Source organism: Roseateles sp., from assembly GCF_044373315.1.
Lineage (GTDB): Bacteria > Pseudomonadota > Gammaproteobacteria > Burkholderiales > Burkholderiaceae_C > JACDQM01.
Window position 1 is genome coordinate 1 of sequence record NZ_JBILQK010000098.1, and the last position, 11,454, is coordinate 11,454.

The 11,454-nt window shown below is 64.2% G+C and carries 10 protein-coding genes and 1 pseudogene; 5 read left to right on the plus strand and 6 right to left on the minus strand.

Going from position 1 to position 11,454, the window contains the following annotated elements:
• Positions 1–119: 119 nt before the first annotated feature.
• From meaB to scpA, 3 genes are read right to left on the minus strand one after another with little or no spacing between them, the layout of a single operon-like run.
• Entirely contained in the window at positions 120–1,166 is a 1,047-nt protein-coding gene (meaB, locus tag ACIQ67_RS16860; RefSeq protein WP_397535536.1) for a methylmalonyl Co-A mutase-associated GTPase MeaB, read from the minus strand.
• Positions 1,163–1,624 carry a GNAT family N-acetyltransferase gene (locus ACIQ67_RS16865; protein WP_397535537.1) on the minus strand — a complete coding sequence of 154 codons (462 nt, stop codon included), beginning with the start codon at positions 1,622–1,624 and terminating at the stop codon, positions 1,163–1,165. The genes meaB and ACIQ67_RS16865 overlap by 4 nt, the downstream gene beginning before the upstream one ends.
• Positions 1,625–1,646: 22 nt before the next feature.
• Positions 1,647–3,824, minus strand: coding sequence for a methylmalonyl-CoA mutase (scpA, locus tag ACIQ67_RS16870; RefSeq protein ID WP_397535538.1), 2,178 nt, complete (start codon positions 3,822–3,824; stop codon positions 1,647–1,649).
• A 126-nt stretch (positions 3,825–3,950) separates the two neighbouring features.
• Between scpA and ACIQ67_RS16875 the strand changes: the two genes are divergently transcribed.
• Positions 3,951–4,604, plus strand: a complete 654-nt coding sequence (locus tag ACIQ67_RS16875) for a GntR family transcriptional regulator (protein ID WP_397535539.1) — start codon at positions 3,951–3,953, stop codon at positions 4,602–4,604.
• 127 nt (positions 4,605–4,731) lie between these two features.
• Here the strand turns inward: ACIQ67_RS16875 and ACIQ67_RS16880 are convergent, their stop codons facing one another.
• From ACIQ67_RS16880 to gmd, 3 genes are read right to left on the minus strand one after another with little or no spacing between them, the layout of a single operon-like run.
• Complete coding sequence (locus tag ACIQ67_RS16880) at positions 4,732–5,907, minus strand: DegT/DnrJ/EryC1/StrS family aminotransferase (RefSeq protein WP_397535540.1); 1,176 nt, start codon at positions 5,905–5,907, stop codon at positions 4,732–4,734.
• Positions 5,904–6,839 (minus strand): GDP-L-fucose synthase family protein, encoded by a 936-nt coding sequence (locus tag ACIQ67_RS16885; RefSeq protein ID WP_397535541.1) that lies wholly within the window; start codon positions 6,837–6,839, stop codon positions 5,904–5,906. Before ACIQ67_RS16885 ends, ACIQ67_RS16880 begins: the two co-directional genes overlap by 4 nt.
• 8 nt (positions 6,840–6,847) lie before the next feature.
• Positions 6,848–7,984, minus strand: coding sequence for a GDP-mannose 4,6-dehydratase (gmd, locus tag ACIQ67_RS16890; protein WP_397535542.1), 1,137 nt, complete (start codon positions 7,982–7,984; stop codon positions 6,848–6,850).
• A 259-nt stretch (positions 7,985–8,243) separates the two neighbouring features.
• Between gmd and ACIQ67_RS16895 the strand changes: the two genes are divergently transcribed.
• The 4 genes and pseudogenes from ACIQ67_RS16895 to ACIQ67_RS16910 form a co-directional block, all read left to right on the plus strand.
• Positions 8,244–8,915, plus strand: coding sequence for a class I SAM-dependent methyltransferase (locus tag ACIQ67_RS16895; protein WP_397535543.1), 672 nt, complete (start codon positions 8,244–8,246; stop codon positions 8,913–8,915).
• Positions 8,912–9,613 carry a glycosyltransferase gene (locus ACIQ67_RS16900; RefSeq protein ID WP_397535544.1) on the plus strand — a complete coding sequence of 234 codons (702 nt, stop codon included), beginning with the start codon at positions 8,912–8,914 and terminating at the stop codon, positions 9,611–9,613. The genes ACIQ67_RS16895 and ACIQ67_RS16900 overlap by 4 nt, the downstream gene beginning before the upstream one ends.
• A gap of 57 nt (positions 9,614–9,670) precedes the next feature.
• On the plus strand, positions 9,671–10,501 hold the full coding sequence (locus ACIQ67_RS16905) for a hypothetical protein (RefSeq protein WP_397535545.1): 831 nt from the start codon (positions 9,671–9,673) through the stop codon (positions 10,499–10,501).
• Positions 10,502–10,895: 394 nt separating this feature from the next.
• Positions 10,896–11,454, plus strand: a pseudogene (locus ACIQ67_RS16910) (heme utilization protein); the annotation flags it as partial.

Below are 11,454 nucleotides of genomic sequence, written 5' to 3' on the forward strand. Positions count from 1 at the left end.
CGAACGTGCCCTCGTCGAACAGCAGCTCCATGCGCTCGCGCGCGGTCAGTTTGCCCTTGGCATGCTGGGCGGCAATGCGCTTTTCGCCGCCGCCCAGGCGCGCCAGCGCGCGCTTGTCTTCAAGCATTTTCTGAATGTCTTGCATGGTGGTCTCCAAAGAACTTGGCCAGCAGCTCGCGGGCTGCGGTCGAGGGTGCAAGCCTGCCGGCCAGCACTCGCTCGGTGGTATCAGGCAGAAGCGCGCGCACGGCGCCCGCTTCGGAAAACTCGTGTTTCAACCCGGCCTGGATCCGCTCCCACATCCAGGCCAGCGATTGCTGCTGGCGCTTGGCGGCGAAGCGGCCATTGGCCTGCTGAGTCTTCTTGAACTGCGTCACCTGCGCCCAGAAGCGATCCAGGCCTTCGGACTTCAGCGCAGAGAGCTGCATCACCTGCGGATGCCAGATGCTCTGATCATGATGGGCGTGATCCGGATGCCCGTGCAGGCCATACAAACGCAGGCTGGAAGCGATCTGCGCCTGCGCACGCGTGGCGGCTGCGGCGTCGAGGTCCGCCTTGTTGATCACCACCAGGTCGGCCAGCTCCATCACGCCCTTCTTGATTGCCTGCAGATCGTCGCCGGCATTGGGCAGCTGCAGCAGCACGTACATGTCGGTCATGCCCGCCACCGCGGTCTCGCTCTGGCCCACGCCGACGGTCTCGACGATGACGATGTCGTAGCCGGCCGCCTCGCAGACCAACATGGCCTCGCGCGTCTTCTCGGCCACGCCGCCAAGCGTCCCGCTGCTCGGGCTGGGACGGATGTAGGCGCGCTCGTCCATCGACAAGTGCTCCATGCGCGTCTTGTCGCCGAGGATGGACCCGCCGGACACACTGGACGAGGGATCAACCGCCAGCACCGCGACACGGTGCCCCTGCCCGATCAAGGCCAGGCCCAGCACCTCGATGAAGGTGCTCTTGCCCACGCCCGGCACACCGGAAATGCCCAGACGCAAGGATCGGCCAGCATGCGGCAGCAACTCGGTGAGCAGCGCATCGCCCTGCGCGCGGTGGTCGGCGCGGGTGGACTCCAGCAGTGTGATTGCCTTGGCCATGGCACGGCGCTGGCGCGGCCCAGGGCCGGACAGAATAGCCTGCACGAGTTCGGGCCAGGCGAGGCTGCTCATGCCTGCGCCTCCACGGCCTTGGGCGACCAGCGGTACTCGATATCGAATTCCTGCTCTTCGACCACGGCAAAGCCGTGGCGCAGGTAGAAGCGGTTGGCGTCGCTCTGCCGCAGCGCCGCCAGGGTCAGCTCTTGCCCGGCCGCGCGCGCCTGCGCCTTGGCCTGGTCCAGCGCCCAGGCACCGGCGCCACGGTTCTGGCAGCCGGGGCGGATGTAGAGGTGCTCGACGCGCAGCGCGCCGTCATGGGCCGCCGGGCGCAGCGTCAAAAAGCCGATGCGCTCGCCATCCAGCACGATGTGACGCATCTGCTCGGGTGCGAAGCCGGCGCGCAGGCGCTCGCGTGCACGCAGCGGGTCGAAACGGCCGAGCCGCTCCAGGCTCTCACGCAGCGCGGCGATGCGCAGCGCCAGCATGGGCTCAAAGTCGTCTGCCGCCACCGGCTCGAAGCTGAAGGACATGAAGCGATCCCGTTGTCGCCGTTCAGGAGGCCGCGCCAAATGCCTTGCGGATCTGCTCCAGCACATCTTTGGCGCTGGCCGGAATCGGTGTACCGGGGCCATAGATGCCCTTGACGCCGGCCTCATAGAGCATCTCGTAGTCCTGCGCCGGAATCACGCCGCCGACGAACACGATGATGTCGTCGGCGCCCTGCTTCTTGAGCTCGGCAATGATGGCCGGCACCAGCGTCTTGTGGCCTGCTGCGAGCGTGGAGACGCCGACCGCATGCACATCGTTCTCGATCGCCTGGCGCGCGCACTCTTCGGGAGTCTGGAACAGCGGGCCCATGTCCACGTCGAAGCCCAGGTCGGCGTAGGCGGTGGCCACCACCTTGGCGCCACGGTCGTGGCCGTCTTGGCCCAGCTTCGCGATCATCACGCGCGGGCGGCGGCCTTGTTCGTCAGCGAAGTCCTTGATCTCATCCTGCAGCTTGGCCCAGCCCTCGGCAGAATCGTAAGCAGCGGCATACACACCGGTCACCTTTTGCGTATCGGCACGGTGGCGGCCGTAGACGGCTTCCAGCGCGTCGGAGATTTCGCCCACCGTGGCGCGCAGGCGCACGGCCTTGATGCTTAGGTCGAGCAGATTGCCTTGGCCAGTCTTGGCGGCCTCGGTCAGAGCGGCCAGCGCGGCTTGCACCGCTGCATCGTCACGCTTGCCCTTGATGGCCTTGAGCCGCTCGATCTGGCTGTCGCGCACACGCACGTTGTCCACATCCAGGATCTCGATTGGGTCCTGCTTGGCCAGCTTGTACTTGTTGACGCCGACGATCACGTCCTTGCCCGAGTCGATACGCGCCTGTTTCTCGGCCGCGCTGGCCTCGATCTTCAGCTTGGCCCAGCCGCTGTCCACCGCCTTGGTCATCCCGCCCATCGCATCGACTTCCTCGATGATGGCCCAGGCCTTGTCGGCCATGTCCTGGGTCAGCGACTCCATCAGGTAGCTGCCGGCCCAGGGGTCGATGACGTTGGTGATATGAGTCTCTTCCTGAATGATCAACTGGGTGTTGCGCGCGATGCGGGCGCTGAACTCGGTGGGCAGCGCAATCGCCTCGTCCAGCGAGTTGGTGTGCAAGCTCTGCGTGCCGCCGAACACCGCGGCCATGGCCTCGATGGTGGTGCGCACGACATTGTTGTAGGGGTCCTGCTCGGTCAGGCTCCAGCCCGAGGTCTGGCTGTGCGTGCGCAGCATCAGGCTCTTGGGGTTCTTGGCGTCGAAGCCCTTCATGATCCGGCACCACAGCAGACGCGCGGCGCGCATCTTGGCGATCTCCAGATAGAAGTTCATGCCCACGGCCCAGAAGAAGGACAGGCGGCCGGCGAAGTCGTCGACGTCCATGCCCTTGGCTGTTGCCGTCTTCACATATTCCTTGCCGTCGGCCAGCGTGAAGGCCAGCTCCAGCGCCTGGTTGGCGCCCGCTTCCTGCATGTGGTACCCCGAGATCGAGATCGAGTTGAACTTGGGCATGTTCGATGCCGTGTACTCGATGATGTCCCCGATGATCTTCATCGACGGCTCGGGCGGATAGATGTAGGTGTTGCGGACCATGAACTCCTTGAGGATGTCGTTCTGGATGGTTCCGCTCAATTTGTCCTGCGCGACGCCCTGCTCTTCGGCCGCCACCACATAGCCGGCCAGCACCGGCAGCACGGCGCCGTTCATGGTCATCGAGACCGAGACCTTGTCCAGCGGGATGCCGTCGAACAGGATCTTCATGTCCTCCACCGAGTCGATCGCCACCCCGGCCTTGCCGACGTCGCCGGTCACGCGCGGATGGTCGCTGTCATAGCCGCGGTGGGTGGCAAGGTCAAACGCCACCGACACGCCCTGCCCGCCGGCGGCCAGCGCCTTGCGGTAGAAGGCATTCGATTCCTCGGCGGTGGAGAATCCTGCGTACTGGCGGATGGTCCAGGGGCGCACCGCATACATGGTGGCCTGCGGGCCGCGCAGAAAGGGCTCGAAGCCGGGCAAGGTGTCCGCATACGGCAGGCTGGCGGTGTCGGCAGCCGTGTACAGCGGTTTGACCGTCAGGCCTTCGGGCGTCACCCAGTTCAGCGCCGACACGTCGCCGCCTGGGGCGGACTTCGCGGCGGCCTTGTGCCACTGCTCCAGCGTGGCGGCGGCGAACTCGTTGGACTTGGCTTTGGAACTCTCAGACATGGCAACTCCTGCGGACGCGGCATCATACTGCAGTTGTTATTCATAATTATGAATGCAAACTGACTACAATCCGCGCACACCTCTTTGCGAACCGACTGTTCTCAGCGCCCGACTGCACACCGACGGATGAACGCCAGCACCCTGCCCTCCCTTGCACCCCGCGCGCTCTACCAGGAGGTGGCAGAGCAATTGCGGCAGCGCATCTTCGGACGCCAGTTGGAGCCCGGCGCCTGGATTGACGAACTCAAGCTCTGCGCTGAAATGGGCATCAGCCGCACTCCCTTGCGCGAAGCCTTGAAGGTGCTGGCCGTCGAAGGCCTGGTGACGATGAAGGTGCGCCGCGGCGCCTATGTGACCGAGATGAGCGAGCGCGATGTGCGCGAGGCCTACCAGTTGCTGGCCCTGCTGGAGAGCGATGCCGCCGCGCAGGTGGCCCGAGCGGCCAGCGACGAGGAACTGGCAGAACTGAATGCAGTGCATGCTGATCTGGAACGTCAGGTCGAACAGCGCGACGCCTTCTTTGCCACCAACGAGCGCTTTCACATGCGGTTGCTGGAGATCGAGGGCAATCGCTGGCGCCAGCAGATCGTCACCGACCTGCGCCGCGTGATGAAGCTCAACCGCCACCACTCGCTGTTCAAGCAGGGGCGCCTGGCCGACTCGCTGACCGAGCACCGCGCGCTGATGCAGGCCATGCTCCAGCGTGACGGCGCAAAAGCCGCGCAGCTGATGCGCGAGCATTTCGACAACGGGCTGGCGGCGGCGACGACGGCGCCTTGATCTGCTGTTCCTGGCTGCGGGGGCTGGGTGCTGCAATGCGGCCCGGGCAGCGGCCGGGTTCAGGTTCGGCGCTTGGCCCGGCGGGCCGAGCCGCCGCCTCGCCCCTTACCCAGCACGAAACCGACGATCAGCTCCGCCAGACACTACTCAGCGCCGCGACAGCTTCCGGAATCGGATAGTGGTGGTTGCCGACGAACAGGCTGTTCTTGTCCAGGTATTCGGCATGGCGCAGCGAGCCATGGATCTCATGGTCGAAGTACTGCACCACGGTGTTCTTGGCGAAGTTGCCAGCCACCACCGGCCGGCATTCGAAACCGGCCTCGCTGAGTGCGGCCACCAGTTCGCGCCGGTCACGGCCCACACCCGGCTTGATGGTGAGAGCGAAGCCGAACCAGCTGCTTTCGCCCAGCTCGCGCTGGATCATCAGGCGGGGGTGGTCGGCGAAAGCCGCCTGCAGCGCACGGCCGTTGTCGCGCCGCGCGCTGATCAGGCCGGGCAGGCGCTTGACCTGCTCGATGCCCAAGGCGCCTGACAGCTCCAGCGGCCGCAGGTTGTAGCCCGGCAGCACGAAACGGAAGCTCTCCTCGAAGGCGTCGTCGCTCTTGGTGCCGCAGACATGGTTGTGCTTGGGCAGGTTGCGCGTCCAGCCATGGGCGCGCAGCGACAGCATCACGTGATACAACTCCTCGTCGTCGGTGACGACCATGCCGCCTTCCATCGTCGAGATGTGGTGCGAGAAGAAGCTGCTGAAGCTGCCCACCACGCCGAAGGTGCCGGTCTGCTTGCCGCCGAAGGTGGCGCCCATCGATTCGCAGTTGTCCTCCATCAGCACGATGTCGCGGCCCGCGATCATGTTGCGGATGGCGTCGAAGTCGTTCGGGTTGCCCAGCAGGTTGACGACCATGATGGCGCGCGTGCGCGGTCCGATGGCCGAGGCCAGGGCCTGCAGGTCGTAGTTCAGCGTCTCGGGATCGATGTCGACGAACTTGAGCTTGAGCCCGTACTGGTGCAGCGGGTAGTAGGTGGTGGGCCAGGACACGGCCGGCACGATCACCTCGTCACCACGCTTGAGCAGCAGCTTGTCGTTCTTCGTGTAGCACAGAGCCGCGATCATCAGCAGGTTGGCCGACGAGCCCGAGTTCACCATCACGCAGTGCTTGCTGCCGGTGAAGCGCGCGAAGTCGCGCTCGAAGGCCGCGACCTTTTCACCCATCGTGAAATGGCCGCTGGCGATGACGGCCTGCATGGCCGCGTACTCTTCATCGCCCCAGGACGAAGTGGCGAGCGGAAACTTGTGTGTCATGACGAAGCGACCTTGTCGAGAAAGTAGTCGTAGCAGCGGGCAATGCCGTCCTGCAGGCTGATCCTTGGCGCCCAGCCCCAGGCGGTCTGGCGGCGCGTGTCGACCAGCTTCTGGCGCATGCCCACTGGGCGATTCAGGTCGTGCACGAAATCGCCCTGCCAGCCGACCACGGCGGCGATGGCGGTGTAGTACTCGTTGATCGTGTGATCGTGGCCCAGGCCGATGTTCATCAGCTCCGGCGCACTGTCACCCAGCTCCACATGGCGCAGCACCGCATCAGCCAGATCGGCCGCGTCCATGAACTCGCGCCGCGCCAGGCCGTCGCCCCAGATCTCAACCGTCGACGCGCCAGCCATCTTGGCCTCGTGGATCTTGCGGATCACGGCCGGGATCAGGTGCGAGTGCGCCGGATCGAACTTGTCGTAGCGGCCGTAGAGATTGCAGGGGATCAGCGTCTTGTACTGCAGCTCGGGCTCCTGCCGGCGCAGGTACTGGCACAGGCGGGTGGCGTAGATCTTGGCGATCGCATAGCCCTCGTTGGTGGGCTCCAGCTCACCGCTGAGCACCTGCTCCTCGCGCAGCGGATTCATGCCGTTGCGCGGGTACATGCAGGAGCTGGCCAGATTGATGAACTGTTTCACCCCGGCCCCATGCGCGGCCAGGATGACATTGCGGCCCATGTCCACATTGCGCACCAGAAAGTCCACCGGCTGCGCGATATTGGCCTGGATGCCGCCGACCAGACCGGCCGAATGGATCACCACATCGGGGCGGGTCTCACGCATGAAGGACTGCACCGCATCGAAGCGCTCCAGGTCCAGCTCGGCACGGCGCGGCGCCAGCAGTTCCCAGGCTGCCGCCCCCGGATGCTCGGCGATGTTGCGGCCCACCATGCCGCCACCGCCGGTCAGCAGCACGCGCGGCTTGCGCATCGCCCCGTTCATTCGAGCGTGACCGGCATTTCGTAGCCATGGCGCTTGAGCAGCGCGTGGCGACGGGCCTGGTCCAGATCGCCGGCCACCATCTCGGCCGTCATCTGCTGCACCGTGATCTCGGGCGTCCAGCCCAGCTTGGCCTTGGCCTTGCTCGGGTCGCCCAGCAGGGTCTCGACCTCGGTGGGGCGGAAGTAGCGTGGGTCCACGCGCAGGATCACATCGCCCTCTTTCAGCGCCGGCGCCTTGTCGGCATCGGCAATCGCCGCCACCACCGCGACCTCGTCCACGCCCTGCCCTTCGAAACGCAGCGTCAGGCCAAGTTCGGCGGCACTCATCTGCACGAACTCGCGCACGCTGTGCTGCACGCCGGTGGCGATCACGAAATCATCCGGCTGCTCCTGCTGCAGCATCATCCATTGCATGCGCACATAGTCCTTGGCATGGCCCCAGTCGCGCAGTGCGTCCATATTGCCGACGTACAGACAGTCCTCCAGCCCCTGCGCGATATTGCACAGGCCACGGGTGATCTTGCGCGTCACGAAGGTCTCGCCGCGGCGCGGGCTCTCATGGTTGAACAGGATGCCGTTGCAGGCATAGATGCCGTAGGCCTCGCGGTAGTTCACCGTGATCCAGTAGGCATACATCTTGGCCACGGCATAGGGACTGCGCGGATAGAAGGGCGTGGTCTCGCGTTGCGGCACTTCCTGAACCAGTCCGTAGAGCTCGCTGGTGCTGGCTTGGTAGAAACGTGTCTTCTTCTCCAGCCCGAGGATGCGGATGGCCTCCAGCAAGCGCAGCGTGCCCATGGCATCGACGTCGGCCGTGTATTCAGGCGACTCGAAGCTCACCGCCACATGGCTTTGCGCACCCAGGTTGTAGATCTCGTCGGGCTGCACTTCCTGCACGATGCGGATCAAGTTGCTGGTGTCACTCAGGTCGCCGTAGTGCAGATGGAACTGCGGTGATGGCACATGCGGATCCTGGAAGATGTGGTCGACGCGCGCAGTGTTGAACGAGGAGGCGCGGCGCTTGATGCCATGGACCTCGTAGCCCTTCTCCAGCAGGAACTCGGCCAGATACGAGCCATCCTGGCCGGTCACGCCGGTGATCAGCGCCACCTTCTTCTTCATCGCTTGCTTCATCATCGCTCCATGCAGCCCGACTGATTATCAACACCGCCCTTGAACGGCTGCGCCAGGGCGCAAGCCGGGAAAGCGGGGCGCGATTGAAGCGCCAACCTACTTTGCCAAGGAGCACCTTGTACCAGTCAGCAGAATTGCGGCGCAAATCAAGCGATGATCAATGGCCTGCCTGGCGGGCGCACAAGCCAGAATAACTAACCCATCAAGGGAAAGCCCTGTCCGCACGGGGCGCTTCCCAGATCCAATTCACGGAGCGCCCATGCAGCAGACGCCTGCCCATGACCTGATCAATCCCGAGTTGATGGACTTGATTCCACCGGGAACCCGCCGGCTTGTTGATGTCGGCTGCATGAAAGGCAACCTGGCCCGCGTTCACCGAGAGGCGCATCCCGCCTGCGAGGTGATCGGCATCGACATCGACGCGGACTATGCGCAAGCTGCTGCGCAGTGGTGCACCCGAGCCCTGGCAGCCGACATCGAGACGATGCCGGACGCCGACTTCGAATCGCTGTTCCCCAGTGATTGCTGGGTGTTCGGCGACTGCCTTGAACATTTGCGCGACCCCTGGGCCGTGCTGCGCAAGGTCAGATCACATATTGACGCAGATGGGTGTCTGCTCGCCTGCATCCCGAATGCCCAGCACTGGAGCGTTCAGTGGCGCCTGGCCTCAGGCCTGTTCCGTTACGAGGACCAGGGCCTGCTGGATCGCACGCATGTGCGCTGGTTCACCCGCCAGACCATGTTCGAGCTGTTTGCGGACACCGGCTGGGTGGTCAAGGAAGCGATGGCAAGAACCGTCCACTTCCCTCGGGATGCCCAAGGCCTGGCCGCCGTTCGCACCTTCGCAGGCGCTCTTGGACTGGATCCCGAACAGGCGGCCGCCGATGCCGGCCCGATGCAGTACATCTTCAGGGTGACCCCGACACCGTGAGCAAGCAGGCCTACCCCGAACAGCGGGTGCTGATCGCGTCCGCGACGCGAAAGACACAGGATGAGTTCATGCGCGAGTCAGCGCTGGGCCAGTCCCTGCTGCGGCTCAATGAAGACCGCCGGATCAAGGGTGTCATCGCTTTCGAGAACCGCTTTGGCCTGCCCGCTGTCTACAACACGGCGCTGGCAGCCGCTGCGCCGGATGACATCGTGGTGTTCATCCATGACGACGTCTGGCTCGATGACCACCATTTCTGCGATCACTTGATTCAGGGTCTGGCTCACTTCGACATCGTCGGCGTGGCCGGCAACAGACGGCGCCTGCCCGGACAGCCCTCCTGGCTGTACACAGACATCCGCCAGCCGCGCGAAACCGAGGCCTTTGTTTCCGGCGCAGTCGCCCACGGCGCCAAGGCCTGCGGGGAAATCACCTGGTTCGGCCCCTTGGGCGTCGAATGTGAGTTGCTGGACGGCGTGCTCCTCGCGGCAAAGGCCTCACGACTGCTTGAATCCGGCGTGATGTTCGACACGCGTTTTGATTTCCACTTCTACGACCTGGACTTCTGCCGCAGCGCAAGACAGAAGCATCTGCGCCTGGGCACCTGGCCCATCGCCATCACCCATCAAAGCGACGGCTCCTTTGCTGACCCGCGGTGGCAAGCCGGCCTGCGCACCTATCTGGACAAATGGGGTGAGTGAGCTGAGCTTCCAGCCCGCGCCACCCACTTTCGAGTCTTGAGCCGCGTGTCTCAGCCCATGTCCCGCAGCGTTCACCTCCACCACATCGCCTATTCGGAGGCCACGGCCCGCTCCTGCCCCGCCGGAATGCAGCTGCTGGACAACCTCGCCAACGAACGTCCGGACTGGTGGGAGTACTGGCCCATCCGCCGCTTCCTTCTGGAGCAGCCCTTGGATGACGAGGCCCTCTATGGCTTCCTGTCCCCCAAGTTCCAGACCAAGACCGGGCTGGATGCGCAAGCGGTCCGTCAATTCATCGCCACGCAGGGCAGCGGCGACATTGACGCCTATCTGTTCTCGCCCCAGCCCGATGTGGGCATGCTCTTTGAGAACGTATTCCTGGGTGGCGAGCTGTTTGATCCAGGCTTTCTCGGCACCAGTCAGGACTTGTTGAATGCGGCGGGCTGGCAGGGCGATCTCCGCCAGATCGTGATGGACAGTCGCACGACCGTGTTCAGCAACTATGTCATCGCCCGGCCCCGCTTCTGGCGCCAATGGCTTCAGGTCTGCGAGTGCGTCTTCCTGGCTGCCGAACAGCCCGGCCTGCGCCCCGACCTCTGGGCCCGCCTGAACCAGCAGACCAGCTACGGCGCATCAGCCCAGCGCAAGATCTTTGTCATCGAGGGCATCGCCTCCCTGATCCTGAGCGCCGGCGGATTCCAATCCAGGGCAATCAGCCCCTTCGCGGTGCCCTGGTTTTCCGCCTTCAGCGCACATCGCGCCGAAGCCATAGGCGCAGACGCGCTGAAGATGGCCTACCGCGACACCGGTCAGGCCGAGTACCTCCAGCGCTTCCGCGAAGTCCAGGCCGACGTACTCGCACGCCTCGTCCCACGAGCCCGCGCCTGAAGCGCCGAGGGCAGTTCGGCAGCGCAGCCGAACAAATGGCAAATAAAGCTCAAGCTTTTGCCGGCATTGCCGATAAGCGCTCCGCCCTACATTCAAGCGACGTGAAATCCGCGGCCTAGGTCCGTGCTCAAGTTCCGAGCCGTCAGACCGAAAACCGATGGAAGCACGAAAGATTTCTCGCATCGCGCCGGTTCTTCCGTTGGCGTCGAGTCATCCGTCGAGTTTTCAAATTAGGGTCCCTCCTCGAGAGGGCTGCGTCGGAAACAGTGTTTCAGGGATGGTTTCCGGCGTTTGATCAGCAATTGAACATATCAGCAGGTTGGCGGCGCAATCCGCACTGCTTTCGTACCCGGCACAAGCCGAGTCAACCTGCAATTACACAAGCGAGTTAGCCATGGCCTCACTGATCAGCAGCTTCACGACAGACCAAATCACGCTTCTGTCCTCGGCGTCGCTCGCAAGGTTGACGACCGAAGACTGGGCGGCGTTCAACTCTGATCAGATCATGGCGCTGACCACACGACAGGTCAGCACACTGGGCACGTTTGCACTCACTGCATTGCGCTCGGATCAGCTCAAGTCCTTCCAGACTGAAGATCTGAGGGCGCTGAACACCGCGGCTTTGCGGGCCATCTCCACGGACAAGCTCGCAGCGCTGAGCTCGGACCAGTTCCAGGCCTTCTCAAGCGGGCAGATCGCATCGCTGAGCACCGGCCAGATCGGTGGGCTAAACACCGATGATTTCCGCGCACTCACGACGGAGCAGTATCGAGCGCTGAATTCCGCACAGTTGGCAGCGTTCCGGACGGACCAGGTGAGCAAGCTGGAGACCGATGACCTGCGTGCGCTCACCACGTCGGCCATCCGCGGCTTGAACACCGACCAGCTCGGCGCTCTCACCTCCGACCAGCTCTCGGTGATGACCTCCGGCCAGATCAATGCCCTCACCGGCG